Annotated in this window: 14 protein-coding genes; 11 read left to right on the top strand and 3 right to left on the bottom strand. The window is 47.3% G+C overall.

Features of this window, described 5'->3' with window-relative positions; all coding sequences use genetic code 11:
- Positions 1–104 precede the first annotated feature (104 nt).
- On the top strand, positions 105–2,294 hold the full coding sequence (locus tag G7Y45_RS14825) for a glutamine synthetase III (RefSeq protein ID WP_005778318.1): 2,190 nt from the start codon (positions 105–107) through the stop codon (positions 2,292–2,294).
- A 216-nt stretch (positions 2,295–2,510) separates the two neighbouring features.
- On the opposite strand, the gene G7Y45_RS14830 is transcribed toward G7Y45_RS14825, so the two are convergent.
- Positions 2,511–3,077, bottom strand: coding sequence for an HdeD family acid-resistance protein (locus G7Y45_RS14830; protein ID WP_005778321.1), 567 nt, complete (start codon positions 3,075–3,077; stop codon positions 2,511–2,513).
- A 170-nt stretch (positions 3,078–3,247) separates the two neighbouring features.
- Here G7Y45_RS14830 and G7Y45_RS14835 point away from each other — a divergent pair, with 170 nt between their 5' ends.
- Both G7Y45_RS14835 and G7Y45_RS14840 read left to right on the top strand, forming a co-directional pair.
- On the top strand, positions 3,248–5,314 hold the full coding sequence (locus G7Y45_RS14835) for an RNA degradosome polyphosphate kinase (protein ID WP_032530052.1): 2,067 nt from the start codon (positions 3,248–3,250) through the stop codon (positions 5,312–5,314).
- Positions 5,311–6,225 carry a Ppx/GppA family phosphatase gene (locus G7Y45_RS14840; RefSeq protein WP_122330253.1) on the top strand — a complete coding sequence of 305 codons (915 nt, stop codon included), beginning with the start codon at positions 5,311–5,313 and terminating at the stop codon, positions 6,223–6,225. The genes G7Y45_RS14835 and G7Y45_RS14840 overlap by 4 nt, the downstream gene beginning before the upstream one ends.
- Before the next feature lie 154 nt (positions 6,226–6,379).
- On the opposite strand, the gene G7Y45_RS14845 is transcribed toward G7Y45_RS14840, so the two are convergent.
- Positions 6,380–7,525 (bottom strand): iron-containing alcohol dehydrogenase, encoded by a 1,146-nt coding sequence (locus G7Y45_RS14845; RefSeq protein ID WP_005806615.1) that lies wholly within the window; start codon positions 7,523–7,525, stop codon positions 6,380–6,382.
- 132 nt (positions 7,526–7,657) lie between these two features.
- Positions 7,658–7,951, bottom strand: a complete 294-nt coding sequence (locus G7Y45_RS14850) for a hypothetical protein (RefSeq protein WP_165015058.1) — start codon at positions 7,949–7,951, stop codon at positions 7,658–7,660.
- A gap of 819 nt (positions 7,952–8,770) precedes the next feature.
- Here G7Y45_RS14850 and trpB point away from each other — a divergent pair.
- From trpB to G7Y45_RS14890, 8 genes are all read left to right on the top strand, one after another.
- A complete protein-coding gene (gene trpB / locus G7Y45_RS14855) occupies positions 8,771–9,943 on the top strand; it encodes a tryptophan synthase subunit beta (RefSeq protein ID WP_005806622.1) in 1,173 nt (390 codons plus the stop codon).
- 130 nt (positions 9,944–10,073) lie between these two features.
- Entirely contained in the window at positions 10,074–11,480 is a 1,407-nt protein-coding gene (locus G7Y45_RS14860; RefSeq protein ID WP_005820586.1) for an anthranilate synthase component I family protein, read from the top strand.
- 186 nt (positions 11,481–11,666) lie between these two features.
- Positions 11,667–12,269, top strand: coding sequence for an aminodeoxychorismate/anthranilate synthase component II (locus G7Y45_RS14865; RefSeq protein ID WP_050550267.1), 603 nt, complete (start codon positions 11,667–11,669; stop codon positions 12,267–12,269).
- Between the two features lie 5 nt (positions 12,270–12,274).
- Positions 12,275–13,270, top strand: coding sequence for an anthranilate phosphoribosyltransferase (trpD, locus tag G7Y45_RS14870; RefSeq protein ID WP_005778337.1), 996 nt, complete (start codon positions 12,275–12,277; stop codon positions 13,268–13,270).
- A gap of 24 nt (positions 13,271–13,294) precedes the next feature.
- Positions 13,295–14,116 (top strand): indole-3-glycerol phosphate synthase TrpC, encoded by an 822-nt coding sequence (gene trpC, locus G7Y45_RS14875; RefSeq protein ID WP_022012613.1) that lies wholly within the window; start codon positions 13,295–13,297, stop codon positions 14,114–14,116.
- Between the two features lie 117 nt (positions 14,117–14,233).
- Positions 14,234–14,854, top strand: coding sequence for a phosphoribosylanthranilate isomerase (locus tag G7Y45_RS14880; protein ID WP_032540493.1), 621 nt, complete (start codon positions 14,234–14,236; stop codon positions 14,852–14,854).
- A gap of 51 nt (positions 14,855–14,905) precedes the next feature.
- Positions 14,906–15,676 carry a tryptophan synthase subunit alpha gene (gene trpA / locus G7Y45_RS14885; RefSeq protein WP_032530048.1) on the top strand — a complete coding sequence of 257 codons (771 nt, stop codon included), beginning with the start codon at positions 14,906–14,908 and terminating at the stop codon, positions 15,674–15,676.
- 188 nt (positions 15,677–15,864) lie between these two features.
- Positions 15,865–16,911 carry an asparaginase gene (locus tag G7Y45_RS14890; protein WP_005778344.1) on the top strand — a complete coding sequence of 349 codons (1,047 nt, stop codon included), beginning with the start codon at positions 15,865–15,867 and terminating at the stop codon, positions 16,909–16,911.
- Positions 16,912–16,941 lie beyond the last annotated feature (30 nt).

Consider the following 16,941-nt stretch of genomic DNA (forward strand, 5'->3'; position numbering starts at 1 on the left):
ATTAAAGAATTATTCCGTTGATGATTAAGATTTAAAAATCTGTGGAAATCCGTGTAATCTGTGGTGAATCAAAACCCAAACAGTTTATAAATAATTCAATCATTATGTCAAAACTCAGATTCAGAGTCGTAGAAACGGCCTTTAAGAAAAAAGCCGTAGAAGTGGCAACTCCCACCGAACGCCCGTCGGAATACTTCGGGATGTACGTTTTCAACAAGGAAAAGATGTTTAAGTACCTGCCAAGCCATGTGTTCAGCAAACTCACCGATGTGATTGACAACGGCGCACCACTGGATCGCAGTATCGCCGACGAGGTTGCAGCCGGTATGAAGAAATGGGCCATCGAGATGGGGGCCACACACTATACCCATTGGTTTGCTCCACTGACCGAAGGCACTGCCGAAAAGCACGACGCTTTTGTAGAACATGATGGAAAAGGGGGGATGATGGAAGAATTCACCGGAAAACTGCTGGTTCAGCAGGAACCGGATGCCTCGTCTTTCCCGAACGGAGGTATCCGCAACACTTTCGAAGCTCGTGGTTACAGTGCATGGGATCCCTCCTCACCTGCTTTCATTGTAGACGATACGCTGTGCATACCGACTATCTTCATCGCCTATACAGGTGAATCGCTCGATTACAAAGCACCGTTACTGAAAGCGCTGAGGGCAGTAGACAAAGCTGCTGTAGCCGTTTGCCGTTACTTCAATCCGGATGTAAAAAAAGTATATGCCTACCTGGGATGGGAACAAGAGTACTTCCTGGTAGACGAAGGCTTATACGCCGCCCGTCCGGACCTGCTGCTGACCGGACGTACCCTGATGGGGCATGACAGCGCCAAGAACCAACAGCTCGAAGACCATTACTTTGGTGCCATCCCCACCCGCGTAGCCGCTTTCATGAAAGATCTGGAAGTGGAAGCATTGAAACTGGGCATCCCCGTAAAAACGCGCCACAACGAAGTAGCGCCCAATCAGTTTGAGCTGGCCCCTATCTTCGAAGAGTGCAACCTGGCCAATGACCACAACCTGCTGATCATGTCCCTGATGCGCAAAGTTAGCCGCCGCCACGGCTTCCGTGTACTGCTCCACGAAAAACCGTTCAAAGGTGTCAACGGATCGGGCAAACACAACAACTGGTCGCTGGGCACGGACACCGGCATCCTGCTGATGGCTCCGGGCAAGACTCCGGAAGATAACCTGCGTTTCGTAACATTCGTCGTCAATACACTGATGGCTGTTTATCACCATAACGGACTTCTGAAAGCATCCATCTCCAGTGCCACCAATGCACACCGGCTGGGAGCCAACGAAGCGCCTCCCGCCATCATCTCCTCTTTCCTGGGCAAGCAGCTTTCACAAGTGTTGGAACACATTGAAGAAAGTACGAAAGATGACCTGATCAGCCTGAGCGGCAAACAGGGCATGAAGCTGGACATCCCACAGATACCCGAATTGCTGATTGACAATACGGACCGGAACCGTACTTCACCTTTCGCATTCACCGGAAACCGTTTCGAATTCCGTGCCGTAGGGTCCGAAGCCAACTGTGCCAGCGCAATGATAGCCCTGAACGCGGCTGTCGCCGACCAGTTGAAACGGTTTAAGAAAGATGTAGACAAGCAGATTGAGAAGGGAGAGCCCAAGATTTCGGCCATTCTCGACGTGATCCGGAAATATATCAAGGAATGCAAAGCCATTCATTTCGACGGCAACGGATACAGCGACGAATGGAAAAAAGAAGCCGCCCGTCGCGGTCTGGATTGTGAAACAAGCGTTCCTGTCATCTTCGACAACTATCTGCGCCCCGAAACGATAGCCATGTTCGAAGCTGTGGGCGTGATGAACCGGAAAGAACTGAAGGCCCGCAACGAAGTGAAATGGGAAACTTATACCAAGAAAATCCAGATTGAAGCCCGCGTATTGGGTGATCTGGCCATGAACCATATCATCCCTGTTGCTACACAGTACCAGACAGACCTGATAGATAATGTATATAAAATGAAATCCCTCTTTCCGGAAGAGAAAGCAGCCCGACTTTCTGCCAAGAACCTGGAACTGATTGAAGAGATTGCCGACCGTACCGCTTTCATCAAGGAACATGTAGACGCAATGATCGAAGCCCGCAAAGTGGCAAATAAGATAGAAAGTGAACGCGAAAAAGCCATTGCTTACCACGACACCATCGTGCCGGCTCTGGAAGAGATTCGTTACCACATCGACAAACTGGAACTGATTGTCGACAACCAGATGTGGACACTGCCTAAATACAGAGAGTTGTTATTTATAAGATAAACAGTCTTAAGAGAGTGTGTTGAAACTCACCACAGAGGACGCAGAGTAACATAGAGTAAATTTTAAACCATTGATTATCAATGTTGATAATCTGTGAGAATCGGTGTAATCTGTAGTGAAAAGTTTTTGGCACATCCCCTTTCAGAAACCTATTTCTTTTGTTGGTTGTTTTAAGTTTGCAGGGGGAGGATTGCCGTGAGGCAACCCTCTCTTCTTTTATTCAATGATCTCCGCGTCCTCTATCTCTCCTTTCACCGGAGTTTTAGGACGGCGACGGGCAAACTTGAACCAGTTGATCAGTTCGGAAATGGCATAAACCAAGCTGCTGATACCGATTATCATGAAAGCCGTGTTGCGTGCTCCGGTAGGATTGAACAGGGCTACGACACCCGCTATCAGGATCAGGGCCGGTATCACATAAAAGCCGCCCGGCACAGGCATCCAGCGACGTGCCATCGAAAGGGATGCAATCTGTTGTACGCCTCCCATAATCAGGATAAAGCCCAGCAGGAACATCAGTACATCGGCAAAGAAGCCCGGCATCGTAACCAGCCAGAGTCCGAAGAGCAGACTTCCAACCCCCTCGATAGGGAAACGGCGGGACACACCCGGTTCGGGTTTGGTACCGAAATAACCAATCAGCACAATAAATCCCGGAATCAGGAACAATATGCCAATGGTTATGACAATATAATTAATTGCCGCGTCCGGCCAGAGCACCAACACCAGGCCGATGACAAGCGCACAAATAGTGCGGATAAGAGAATAATTCATTGATTTCATATCTTACATTTTTTTAACGGGGTATCCCGCATACTTTCTGCGAATATACGTGTTTCTGTCTACATATAAAAAGAACAAATGATTTTTGTAATAAGTTCATAGCAAGAATGTAATATCTATTACATCGCAGAAGCATACTTTTGCAAAAAAATAAGTAAACTCTTATCCGAATGAAATCAGACGAAGCGAGACGTAAAAAGCTTTATGTAGAACGGGACATCAGTTGGATGTACTTTAATCAACGCATTTTGCTTGAAGCTGCCCGCCCGGAAGTTCCCTTACTGGAGCAACTTACTTTCCTGGGCATTTACTCAAACAACTTAGACGAGTTTTTCCGTGTTCGTGTGGCTACATTGAACCGTATTGTGGAGTATGGCGACAAAAATATCCGCGAAGAACGTGATACGGCCGCACGCACACTGAAGCAGATCGGCAAGCTGCACAATCAGTACTACCGGCAATTTGAAGAAACGTTCGCTTCGATCATGGAAAAGTTGAAACAAGAAAACATCCATGTCATCAAAGACACCGAACTCACACCGGAACAAGAGCTCTTCATCACTTCACTCTACCGGAACCGGTTGAACGGTTCTACCAACCCGCTCTTTCTCAATAAAACCTCCCGCCAACCGGACGACCAGACCGACGAAGACATCTACCTGGCCATCCGCCTGCAACGCAAAGACGGCGAGGGAAAAGTGAAAGTAAGAGATTATGCCGTCATCGAACTTCCCACCAACGAGTTCGGACGTTTCATCCGTCTGCCGGATTCGGACGGTAAAACGTATCTGATGTTCCTGGATGACGTCATCCGCTACTGCCTGCCGATGATCTTCATAGGTATGAACTATACGGATTATGAAGCCTATACCTTCAAATTCACCAAAGATGCCGAAATGGAGATAGACAGCGACTTGCGTACGGGTGTACTTCAAAAGATATCAAAAGGGGTGAAAAGCCGGAAGCGGGGTGAACCGATCCGTTTCGTCTATGACCAACAGATGCCGAAAGACCTGCTGCGAAAGCTGACCGACCGCCTCAACGTAGACAAAAACGACACCCGTGTAGCCGGCGGACGTTATCATAACTTCAAAGACCTGATGAAGTTCCCCGACTGCGGGCGCACTGACCTGAAATACCCTGCCTGGCCTCCCGTCTTCAAGCAGGAGCTGAACGGTGAGGAAAGTATCCTGAAACTGATCCGGAAGCAAGACCGCTCGCTGCATTACCCCTATCAATCGTTCGACACGGTGATACGCGTACTGCGTGAAGCGGCCATCAGCAAAGAGGTGAGAAGCATCAAGATGACCCTCTATCGCCTGGCCAAAGATTCGAAGGTAGTGAAAGCCTTGATCTGTGCGGCACAAAACGGGAAAAAGGTGACCGTCATCATCGAGTTGCTTGCCCGCTTCGACGAAGCCTCCAACATCAATTGGAGCAAACGTATGCAGGATGCCGGAATCAAAGTGATCTTCGGAGTGGAAGGACTGAAGATTCACTCCAAACTGATACATATCGGAACACGGTTCGGTGACCTGGCTTGTATCAGCACCGGAAACTTTCACGAAGGAAACGCACGGATGTACACCGATTTCACTATCATGACCGCACACCGGTCCATCGTACGCGAGGTCAACTCGGTATTCGATTTTATCGAGAAGCCGTATCTTCCCGCCAACTTCAAAGAACTGCTCGTGTCACCCAACGATATGCGCAAACGGCTGATAGCACTGATCAACAAGGAAATCAAAAACAAGCAACAAGGAAAAGAGGCCTACATCCTTGCCAAAGTGAACCACATCACCGACCGGGCGCTGGTACAGAAACTCTACGAGGCTTCGACAGCCGGCGTACAGATAGACCTGGTGGTCCGGGGCAACTGTTCACTGGTGACCGGTGTGCCCCGAATCAGCGACAACATCCGGATCAACGGTATCATTGACCGTTACCTGGAACATCCGCGCATCTTTATCTTTGCCAACGGAGGAGAAGAGAAATATTATATAGGATCGGCGGACTGGATGCCCCGCAACCTGGACAACCGCATCGAAGTGCTCACACCCGTATACGATAAAGCGATACAGGATGAACTGAAAAAAGTGGTCTGCCACGGACTCCGCGATACGGCCAAAGGACGCATCGTAGACGGCAGTGGCGAAAACAAGACATGGGAGGAAAGCGGTGTCCCTTTCCGCTCTCAGGAAGAATTATACAAATACTATAAAGAATCAGAATGAAGAAAGTAAACTATGCCGCCATCGACATTGGTTCCAATGCCGTGCGGTTATTGATAAAGAGTGTAAACGAGGAAGGATCGCCCGAAGGATTATTGAGCAAAGTTCAACTGATACGTATCCCCCTCAGGTTAGGTGAAGACGCTTTTACCACCGGAGAAATATCAGAAGAAAAAGCCGGGAAACTGATCCGGCTGATGAAAGCCTACAAGCAACTGATGAAGATATTCGAAGTGTCAGATTACCGCGCCTGTGCCACCTCGGCCATGCGTGATGCCCGCAACGGGAAAGCAATCACACGCAGAATAGAAAAGAAAACCGGTATCCGCGTCGAAATCATCGACGGGCAGGAAGAGGCGCATATCGTATACGATAACCACATCGAACAGCTTTTTGCTTCGGGACAGAACTACCTGTACGTTGACGTCGGTGGTGGTAGCACGGAAATCAACCTGATCTGCGACGCAGAACTCAAAAGCTCACGTTCCTATAATATCGGTACCGTGCGTATGCTCAGCGGCATGGTAAAGAACGAAGAAAAAGAACAGATGCGCTCCGACCTTCAGGCACTGGCTGCCGAATATTCCTCCATCCAGATCATCGGATCGGGAGGCAATATCAATAAACTTTTCCGCCTGGCGGACAAAAAGGACAAAAAACAATCTTTCCTTCCCGTCGAGTCGTTACAGGAAATCTGCGAAACCCTGAAGCCCCTCTCTAAAGAAGAACGGATCAAACGGTTCAAACTGAAGCCTGACCGGGCAGATGTAATTGTCCCGGCAGCGGAAATCTTTCTGGAAGTGGCAAAACAGGTGAACGCAACCGGTATCACAGTCCCGACCATCGGGCTATCAGACGGTATCATCGACAGCCTTTATACCAAAAACATGCGGACGGAAAACGATGAACGATGAACGGAGACTCACCACAGAGGACACAGAGTACACAGAGAAAAGATTATAGAGATGGATCATCCGTACTTAGCATATCTGTGCATTCCGAGTAATCTGTGGTGAAAAAACATAAAAGAACTCTGTGCCCTCTGTGTACTCTGTGGTGAATACAAGACTAAAGTGCGCTCTTCAGGATTTCCTTCGCAACAGCTCCGGTCACATTTTCGTTCTCGCCATATTTCACACCCCGTTCATTGAAACGGCGTTCTATTTCATCAATCGTCTCCATGCCGATGCCCTCCTCACTCAGGCGGGTAGTCAGCCCTAATGAACGGAAAAACTCCTCTGTGCGGCGGATCGTTTCATCGATACGTTCGTCACGGGTCCCGGAAGTAATGCCGAGTACCCTCTCGCCATATTGCAGAATCTTATCACCTTTCACCTTGCGAAGCACACGCAGAGTAGCGGGGAATACGATGACCAGTGTATGTCCGTGTGTCAGTCCATGAAGTGCGGTCAGTTCGTGCCCGATCATGTGCGTAGCCCAGTCCTGAGATACTCCCATAGCGATAAAGCCGTTCAGTGCCATCGTTGCCGACAGCATAAAATCGGCCATCAGCTGATAATCGTGCTGATTCTCACGGATCTTCGGAGCTATCTCCATCAAGGTTTGCAGGATACCTTCCGCCCAGCGGTCCATCACCCTACTCTGTCCCGGGGTTGTCATGTATTGCTCCATCACATGTACAAACGTATCAGCAATACCGCAGGCCACCTGATGGGGCGGCAGTGTAAACGTCACTTCCGGATCGAGAATGGAGAATAAGGGATAATTGGAATAGAAAGGATATTTCTCTTTGGTTTCATGACGCGAAATCACGGCTCCGCTGTTCATTTCCGATCCCGTGGCAGGCAGAGTGAGGACAGTAGCAAGAGGAACGGTATTTGTCACCGGACGTCCGGCAAGCACCAGATCCCACGCATCCCCATCGTACAACAGTCCGGCAGAAATCAGCTTCGTGCCATCGATGACCGATCCGCCTCCCACAGCCAGCAGATAGTCCACCTTCTCCTCTTTTCCAAGGGCAATGGCTTTACGTAAAGTCTCAATGGAAGGATTAGGCTCAATGCCCCAGAACTCTACAGTGAAATGATTCTTCAGGGCTTCTTTCACTTGGTCGTATACACCGTTTTTTTTCACGCTACCGCCACCGAAGGTAATCATCACCCGCTTGTCTGCCGGTATCTCTTTACTCAACCGGGCAATCATCCCGTGTCCCATGATCAGCTTCACGGGATTCTGAAAAATAAAATTATCCATAGGTTATCAGTTTATATCATCATTTATACGATATTCAATCAGATACAAAAATAATCGCTTCTTTCCGGAAAACAAAAAGATTTGCAGGGGAATCATGCGGAAAAAAACACTTAAGTGTTTCTCAGGAAAGACTTAAGTGTTTCCGGCAAAAGACTTAAACGTTTTCGGAAAACGTCTAAGCGTTTCGCTGAAAAGACTTAAGTGTTTAGGACGAAAAATACAAGTCTTTAGTTTACAGGTAGCCAAGCGTTGATATCCTCGGCTACAAAAAGCCAGTAAAGCAGCAACAGGATGAATATGACAACGGCAATCGCAATTAAAACTTTTCTTTGTTTCATAATGTTTGGTTTCTGTTTTTAAATAATTTATATCTGAAGAAACAATATAAATAACAAAATGTTTAAAAAGGACTTCTATTTCGAGCATTTACCAATTCTTTCTTACACTCAATGTATATATAATATACATCGGTTAGGTCCAAAGGCTCAAGGTTCATTCTATGGGATTCATCCCCTGGGAAAACACAAAGAATCCCCTGCATACAACATTAAAAATCAAATAATTACATACAAACATCTCTAATAATAGTGGACACAAAAACAGATAATGCGTAACTCTAAAAACAGACATAAATAATACACATATACAATACAATATATTTTACATTAATTCCAAAATGCGCTAAAGAGCAAAAGATTTTTAGAAAGTACTTTTTAACAACAAACACAACATCTTCCCACAAGGTATGATACTCATAGAGTGAACCTTGAGCCATTGAACCCTAATTAAAAGTTAAGCAAATTCATAATCTTCTGATAATAAAAAAGTTAATATTAAAAAAACAGAAACAAAGCAATACAGGTTCAGCAGAATCAGGAACCACTCCCTGCGAGCATCCGACAATTAAAAATATGTACAGCAAGTATTTGAGAAATCATAAATAGATTCCCGCCAAAACAAAAAATAAAAAGGAGGGAAATAAAAAAAAGAAAGATTTTATTTGTTATTCCAAACAAAGTATCTATATTTGCCCCGTTAAATAACAATTAGCAATGATGAAAATGCAAGTAAATACATATTGGTGGTGGCGCCCGTTACAACTCCGACAGTCGTAAGGGAGCAGCGCTCGTATGTATATACCTCATTAAAGATATAACAGAAATTCAGAAAGAGCCCTGTCGCAACCTGCGACGGGGCTCTTTCTTTTTTGACCGAAAATACAAATAACGAATAAAAAATAGGATTATGAAAAGTTTCTTAGTTGATCAGGATGGCTATTACGGAGAATTCGGAGGTGCTTATGTGCCGGAAATACTCCACAAATGCGTAGAAGAGTTGAAAAACACGTATCTCAAAGTGATCGAAAGCGAAGATTTTAAAAAGGAATTCGACCAATTGCTGCGGGATTATGTAGGACGTCCTTCTCCCCTCTACCCGGCTCGCCGCCTTTCGGAAAAGTATGGTTGCAGGATGTATCTGAAACGGGAAGACCTGAACCATACAGGAGCCCACAAGATAAACAACACCATCGGACAAATTCTGCTGGCACGCCGCATGGGCAAAAAGCGGATCATCGCCGAGACCGGTGCCGGACAGCACGGAGTGGCAACGGCCACCGTTTGCGCCCTGATGGACATGGAGTGCATCGTGTATATGGGAAAAACGGATGTAGAACGCCAGCATATCAATGTAGAGAAGATGAAGATGCTGGGAGCCACAGTCATCCCGGTAACATCGGGTAACATGACACTGAAAGATGCTACGAACGAAGCCATCCGCGACTGGTGCTGCCATCCTTCGGATACGTATTACATCATCGGTTCCACCGTAGGACCACACCCGTATCCGGATATGGTGGCACGCTTGCAGTCGGTCATCAGCGAAGAGATAAAAAAGCAACTTCAAGAAAAAGAGGGACGTGACTATCCGGACTACCTGATTGCCTGTGTGGGCGGAGGAAGCAACGCTGCCGGAACCATCTACCACTACATCGATGACGAACGGGTTCAGATCGTCTTGGCCGAAGCCGGTGGCAAGGGGATAGAAACCGGAATGACGGCAGCTACCATTCAATTGGGTAAAATGGGAATCATCCATGGTGCACGCACGTTCGTGATCCAAAACGAAGACGGGCAGATTGAAGAGCCTTACTCTATCTCCGCCGGACTGGACTATCCCGGTATCGGACCGATGCATGCCAACCTCGCCGACAAAAAACGGGCATTGGTGTTGGCCGTCAACGACGATGAAGCCATCCGTGCCGCTTACGAACTGACCCGGCTGGAAGGAATCATTCCCGCACTGGAATCGGCACATGCACTGGGAGCCTTGGATAAAATGACCTTCAAACCGGAAGATGTAGTCGTGCTGACCGTATCGGGACGGGGAGATAAAGATATAGAAACTTATTTGGGATAAATCATTTCACCACAGATTACACGGATTAACACAGATTTTTTAATCTAATTACCCACAAAACAGATCGTCAATCTGCGAAAATCTGTGTAATCTGTGGTGAATTCAAAATCAAATTAAAAAGAAAAAAATTATGAATACCTTTCATTATACCACCCATAGCAAGCAGGTCTTGGGCGACCTGCACACTCCGGTAAGCATCTACCTCAAAGTGCGCGATATGTATCCGCAATCGGCATTAATGGAAAGCTCGGATTATCATGCCGGAGAAAATTCCCTCTCGTTCATCGCACTCTGCCCATTGGCAAGCATCGGCATAAACAGTGGAATAGTGACCACTACGTATCCCGACAACAGCCGCCGGGAAGAACCACTCAGCAAGACGTTCCACGTAGAGAATGCGTTCAACCGCTTCATCAACCAGTTCCATGTAGTGGGAGCCGATAAGAAATTCTGCGGACTGTATGGCTATACCACTTTCAACGCAGTGAAGTACTTTGAGCACATCCCCGTGAAAGAAAGCCACGACGAGCAAAACGACGCTCCGGACCTGCTATACATATTATATAAGTACATCATCGTCTTCAATCACTTCAAGAACGAGCTGACTCTGGTGGAAATGCTGGCGGAAGGAGAAGAAAGCAGTCTGTCACAACTGGAATCGGCCATAGAGAACCGCAACTATGCCTCGTACAACTTCTCAGTGACCGGTCCCGTCACCAGTACCATCACCGACGAAGAGCACAAAGCGAATGTACGCAAAGGTATCGCCCACTGCCTCCGGGGAGACGTCTTCCAGATTGTACTGTCCAGACGGTTCATCCAGCCTTATGCCGGTGACGACTTCAAGGTATACCGCGCGCTACGCAGCATCAACCCCTCCCCTTACCTGTTCTATTTTGACTTCGGCGGATACCGCATCTTCGGTTCGTCACCGGAAACACACTGCAAAGTAGAAGACGGACAAGCCTATATCGATCCGATTGCCGGAACCACACGGCGTACGGGAGACACCATAAAGGACAAAGAACTGACGGAAGCACTTCTGGCCGACCCGAAAGAGAACGCAGAGCATGTGATGCTGGTAGATCTGGCACGCAACGACCTCAGCCGCAATTGCCACGACGTGCGGGTGCTGTTTTACAAAGAACCGCAATATTACAGCCATGTCATCCATTTGGTAAGCCGCGTCAGCGGAGCACTGAACAAAGGGGCGAATCCGCTCAAGACTTTCATCGACACTTTCCCGGCCGGGACGTTGAGCGGCGCACCGAAAGTACGTGCCATGCAGCTTATCAGTGAGATAGAGCCGCACAACCGCGGAGCTTACGGAGGCTGCATCGGTTTCATCGGACTGGACGGGGAACTGAACCAGGCTATTACGATCCGTACTTTTGTAAGCCGCAACAATGAATTGTGGTTCCAGGCCGGAGGAGGCATCGTGGCACGCAGTCAGGACGAATACGAACTGCAAGAGGTCAACAACAAACTGGGAGCACTGAAGAAAGCAATAGATCTGGCCGTAAAACTAAAAAACTAAAAGGCATTCACCACAGAGGACACAGAGGACACAGAGATTAATTAGCTGCGCTCCATCTGTTTTCAGATAAAAGAACCTAAGAACCCATAAAGAATTATCTGTTCTTTTGTTCTTATGTCTAAAAAAAACTTTGTGTACCCTGTGTCCTCTGTGGTGAACCCAAACTCTAAAACAAATAAAAAAACAATGAATAACAAGATAGATCCCCTTAACAGACGGGAAGAAGCGATTCTGCTCCTGGACAACTATGACTCTTTCACTTACAACCTGCTGCACGTGGTAAAAGAGTTGGGAGCCACTAACATTGAAGTGTTCCGCAACGACGAAATTTCACTGGAAGAAGTGGAACGTTTTGATAAAATCATCCTTTCGCCGGGACCGGGCATACCGGAAGAAGCCGGACTGCTGCTACCCATTATCCGGAAATATGCACCGACCAAAAACATCTTAGGAGTTTGCCTGGGACATCAGGCCATCGGTGAAGCCTTCGGGGCAGCACTCGAGAACCTGACAGAAGTATACCATGGCGTACAGACTCCGGTCAACATCCTGAAAGAAGATGTTCTTTTTAAAGGTTTGGGACACGAAATACCCGTAGGCCGCTATCATTCGTGGGTAGTAAGCCGCGAGGACTTCCCCGAATGCCTCGAGATCACCGCCGAAAGCCGTGAAGGACAAATCATGGCATTACGGCACCGCACGTACAACGTACATGGCATCCAGTTCCATCCCGAATCGGTGCTGACTCCGCAAGGAAAAGAAATCATTAAAAACTTCTTAAACCAATAAACCCCATGAAACAGATTCTATATAAATTATTCGAACATCAATACCTGGGACGGGACGAAGCCCGTACCATATTGCAGAACATTGCACAAGGCAAATACAACGACGCACAAGTGGCCTCACTGATAACCGTCTTCCTGATGCGCAACATATCGGTAGAGGAACTTTGCGGATTCCGTGATGCGTTGCTCGAAATGCGCGTACCGGTGGATCTGAGTGAATTTGCGCCTATCGATATCGTAGGAACCGGAGGGGACGGCAAAAATACATTCAACATCTCTACCGCAGCCTGTTTCACTGTGGCAGGAGCCGGATTTCCGGTAGTAAAACATGGCAATTACGGTGCCACTTCCGTCAGCGGAGCCAGCAACGTAATGGAACAGCATGGAGTAAAATTCACCGGCGATGCAGACCGGCTCCGCCGTTCTATGGAAAAGTGCAACATCGCCTATCTGCATGCCCCTTTGTTCAACCCTGCCCTGAAAGCAGTGGCACCGATACGGAAAGCGTTGGCCGTACGTACCTTTTTCAATATGCTCGGTCCGTTGGTAAACCCTGTCATACCGCAATATCAGTTACTTGGAGTCTACAACCTCCCGTTGCTCCGTCTGTACACATATACCTATCAGGAGAGCGCCACCCGCTTTGCCGTTGTACATAGTCTGGACGGGTATGATGAAATCTCCCTGACCGACGAATTTAAAGTGGCTACCTGCGGCAACGAAAAAATCTATACTCCGGAAAGTCTCGGCTTCAACCGTTACGGAGAAGCCGACCTCGACGGCGGAAATACCCCGGAGGACGCAGCAAAAATATTTGATGCTGTTATGGAAGGAACGGCTACGGAAGCACAAAAGAACGTAGTGGTTGTCAATGCTGCCTTCGCCATCCAGGTGATCTGTCCGGATAAACCGATAGAAGAATGCATCGCCCTCGCCCGTGAATCACTGGACAGCGGCAAGGCAAAAGAGACCTTAAAGAAATTTGTTGAACTAAACAGATAGGAAAACTATCGCCCACCCAAAAGCATGAAAGATATATTATCCGAAATCATCGCCAACAAGCGTTTCGAAATAGACTTGCAGAAACAGGCCATCCCATCGGAACAGCTTCAGGAGAAACTATCTGACGAAATACAGCCCGGATACTCCATGAAGCAGGCACTAACTTCTTCGTCTACCGGTATTATTGCAGAATTCAAACGCCGCTCTCCATCCAAAGGATGGATTTATGAAGACGCACGCCCCGAACAGGTAGTGCCGGAATATGCAGCCTCAGGTGCTTCGGCGCTTTCTATCCTCACGGACGAAAAGTTCTTCGGAGGAAGCCTGAAGGATATCCGTACGGCACGCCCGCTGGTAAATATTCCGATTCTGCGCAAAGATTTCATAATCGACGAATATCAACTGTATCAGGCCAAAATAGTCGGAGCCGACGCCGTACTGCTGATTGCTGCCGCACTGGATACAGAGAAGTGCCATGCCCTTGCTGAAAAAGCTCATGAACTGGGATTGGAAGTCTTGCTGGAAATCCATACTGCCGAAGAGTTACCATTTATAAATAAGGAGATCGATATGGTGGGGATCAATAACCGCAATCTCGGCACTTTCTTTACGGATGTGGAGAACTCGTTCCGATTGGCCGGACAACTGCCCCGGAACACAGTATTGGTGTCGGAAAGCGGCATATCCGATCCGCAAACCGTGAAGCGCTTGCGTAATGCCGGATTCAGAGGATTCCTGATCGGAGAAACGTTTATGAAAACCGGGCAACCGGGCAAGAAACTGGAAGAATTTATAAACGAATCGAACCCAGTAACCCATTCCCATGACAAATTCACCACAGAGTAGCACAGAGGACACAGAGGGAAAATTTAAGATATTTCTGTGGACTTGAAAATTAAAACTCTGTGTCCTCTGTGTCCTCCGTGGTGAATCGAAATCAAAACCATTCAATTAAGAACAAGAATGATAAACGACAAACTGATAAAAGTCTGCGGAATGCGCGAAGCCGACAATATCCGCGATGTAGAACAACTAAAGGTCGACATGATAGGCTTTATCTTCTACCCGAAGTCTCCCCGCTGCCTATGCGAGCTTCCGGCTTACATGCCGGATGCGGCAAAGCGTGTGGGTGTCTTTGTCAACGAAGACAAAAAAGAAATCGAGATACTTGCCGACCGTTTCAGTCTGGATTATATCCAGCTGCATGGCAATGAATCACCGGAATACTGTCATTCACTCCGGTCAACCGGGTTAAGGCTGATCAAAGCGTTTTCCATCGCCCGGAGAAAGGATTTTGAGAACACCGAAGCATACGAAAAATCTTGTGACTATTTCCTGTTTGACACCAAATGTGAACAACATGGCGGCTCGGGCAATCAATTCGACTGGACGATGCTGAACAGTTACAAAGGGAAAAAGCCTTTCTTACTTAGCGGCGGAATCAATCCATACAGTGCTCCGACCCTGAAAGAATTGCGTCATCCCCAATTGGCGGGTTTTGACCTGAACAGTCGTTTCGAAACCAAACCGGGACTGAAAGAGGTAGAAAGACTCAAGTTCTTTTTAGAGCAACTGGGGAAATAAAACTCCACCGACCCTGAATATAAAAAAGTAATGAATTAAAAATAAAAGTGTATGAACAGAATAAACCAACTTTTCAGTAGCAATCCCAAGGATTTGCTATCCATCTATTTTTGTGCCGGCACTCCTACACTGGAGGGAACAGCCGAAGTGATCCGTGCCCTCGAGAAACATGGAGTAAACATGATCGAAATCGGTATCCCTTTCAGTGATCCGATGGCAGACGGCATTGTAATCCAGAATGCAGCCACACAAGCCCTACGCAACGGGATGTCGCTCAAACTTCTGTTTGAACAGCTGCATAATATCCGCCGGGATGTAAAAATCCCATTGATATTAATGGGATACCTCAACCCGATTATGCAGTTCGGCTTCGATAACTTCTGCCGGCAGTGTGCCGAATGTGGAATCGACGGTGTCATCATTCCCGACCTTCCCTTCAAAGACTATCAAGAGCACTTCCGCAACATTGCGGAGCAATATGACATCAAAGTGATTATGCTTATCACTCCCGAAACGAGTGAAGAGCGTGTACACGAGATTGACGAACATACGGACGGTTTTATCTATATGGTTTCGTCGGCTGCCACCACAGGGGCACAACAGGACTTTGACGAACAAAAACGTGCGTACTTTAAAAAGATTGAAAAGATGAATCTGCGCAATCCACGCATGGTAGGTTTCGGCATCAGCAACCGGGCCACTTTCCGTGCTGCCTGCGATAATGCCTCGGGAGCCATTATCGGCAGCCGTTTTGTTACTCTGCTCAATGAAGAAAAGGATCCGGAAAAGGCCATTCTCCGATTAATTGACGGAATAAAATAAGAACCAAACTCACCACAGAGGACACAGAGCAACACAGAGACGATTTTAAGTCGTTGTTTGTTAGTAAAGAGCTCTGTGCTACTCCGTGGTGAAAAGAGTCTCGACACAGTCTCTTTTATCATTTATAGTTTATAGTTTATAGTTCTTTTTTGTATCTTTGTCGGCAAAACAGCAAAAAAGATACAGATATGAAAGCAGATTACCCCTCCGTATTACTCATTTATACTGGTGGAACTATCGGAATGATAGAAAACCCGGAAACCGGTGCTCTGGAAAATTTTAATTTCGACCATCTACTAAAGCACGTACCCGAACTGAAAAGATTCAATTACCGCATCTCTTCCTATCAGTTTGATCCCCCTATTGACTCTTCGGACATGGAACCGGCATTCTGGGCCAAACTGGTTAAGATTATAAACTATAACTATGACTCTTTTGATGGGTTTGTCATCCTTCACGGCACCGATACAATGGCGTATACAGCTTCTGCCCTCAGCTTCATGCTCGAGAACCTGAGTAAACCTGTCATCCTGACCGGCTCTCAACTCCCGATCGGTACACTACGCACAGACGGCAAAGAAAACCTGATTACAGCTATTGAAATTGCAGCAGCCAAAAATCCGGATGGCACCGCAATCGTTCCCGAGGTCTGCATCTTTTTTGAAAACCATCTGATGCGTGGCAACCGCACGACTAAAATCAACGCTGAAAACTTCAACGCTTTCCGCTCGTTCAACTATCCCCCATTGGCACGAGTAGGCATCCATATTAAATATGAACCTAACCTGATCCGCAAACCGGATCTGACCAAGCCTCTGAAACCTCACTATCTGTTCGATACGAACGTAGTCATTCTGACACTCTTCCCCGGGATTCAGGAGGGGATCGTATCTGCACTGCTCCATGTGCCGGAACTAAAGGCAGTAGTATTAAAAACATTCGGTTCAGGCAATGCACCCCAGAAAGAGTGGTTTATCAGGGAACTGAAAGACGCTACGGACCGGGGTATCATTATCGTCAATATCACTCAATGTGCCTCCGGTGCCGTCGAAATGGAACGCTATGGCACCGGTATCCAGCTGCTTCAGGCAGGAGTCATCAGCGGATACGACAGCACACCGGAATGTGCGGTCACCAAATTAATGTTCCTCTTAGGGCATGGACTCGACAATAAAGAGATCAGGTATAAAATGAATTCTTGCCTGATCGGCGAAATAACCAAAAGGACCGAATAAACACTCCATGCACCAGGCCTCTTTGGCATC

Source organism: Bacteroides sp. ZJ-18, from assembly GCF_011038705.2.
Taxonomy (GTDB): Bacteria; Bacteroidota; Bacteroidia; order Bacteroidales; family Bacteroidaceae; genus Bacteroides; species Bacteroides hominis.

What these genes read in the sequence shown, in the direction of transcription:
- G7Y45_RS14825 (WP_005778318.1), top strand. Translation starts at nt 105, where the DNA reads ATGTCAAAACTCAGATTCAGAGTCGTAGAAACGGCCTTTAAGAAAAAA.
- G7Y45_RS14830 (WP_005778321.1), bottom strand. Translation starts at nt 3,077, where the DNA reads ATGAAATCAATGAATTATTCTCTTATCCGCACTATTTGTGCGCTTGTC.
- G7Y45_RS14835 (WP_032530052.1), top strand. Translation starts at nt 3,248, where the DNA reads ATGAAATCAGACGAAGCGAGACGTAAAAAGCTTTATGTAGAACGGGAC.
- G7Y45_RS14840 (WP_122330253.1), top strand. Translation starts at nt 5,311, where the DNA reads ATGAAGAAAGTAAACTATGCCGCCATCGACATTGGTTCCAATGCCGTG.
- G7Y45_RS14845 (WP_005806615.1), bottom strand. Translation starts at nt 7,525, where the DNA reads ATGGATAATTTTATTTTTCAGAATCCCGTGAAGCTGATCATGGGACAC.
- G7Y45_RS14850 (WP_165015058.1), bottom strand. Translation starts at nt 7,951, where the DNA reads ATGCTCGAAATAGAAGTCCTTTTTAAACATTTTGTTATTTATATTGTT.
- trpB (WP_005806622.1), top strand. Translation starts at nt 8,771, where the DNA reads ATGAAAAGTTTCTTAGTTGATCAGGATGGCTATTACGGAGAATTCGGA.
- G7Y45_RS14860 (WP_005820586.1), top strand. Translation starts at nt 10,074, where the DNA reads ATGAATACCTTTCATTATACCACCCATAGCAAGCAGGTCTTGGGCGAC.
- G7Y45_RS14865 (WP_050550267.1), top strand. Translation starts at nt 11,667, where the DNA reads ATGAATAACAAGATAGATCCCCTTAACAGACGGGAAGAAGCGATTCTG.
- trpD (WP_005778337.1), top strand. Translation starts at nt 12,275, where the DNA reads ATGAAACAGATTCTATATAAATTATTCGAACATCAATACCTGGGACGG.
- trpC (WP_022012613.1), top strand. Translation starts at nt 13,295, where the DNA reads ATGAAAGATATATTATCCGAAATCATCGCCAACAAGCGTTTCGAAATA.
- G7Y45_RS14880 (WP_032540493.1), top strand. Translation starts at nt 14,234, where the DNA reads ATGATAAACGACAAACTGATAAAAGTCTGCGGAATGCGCGAAGCCGAC.
- trpA (WP_032530048.1), top strand. Translation starts at nt 14,906, where the DNA reads ATGAACAGAATAAACCAACTTTTCAGTAGCAATCCCAAGGATTTGCTA.
- G7Y45_RS14890 (WP_005778344.1), top strand. Translation starts at nt 15,865, where the DNA reads ATGAAAGCAGATTACCCCTCCGTATTACTCATTTATACTGGTGGAACT.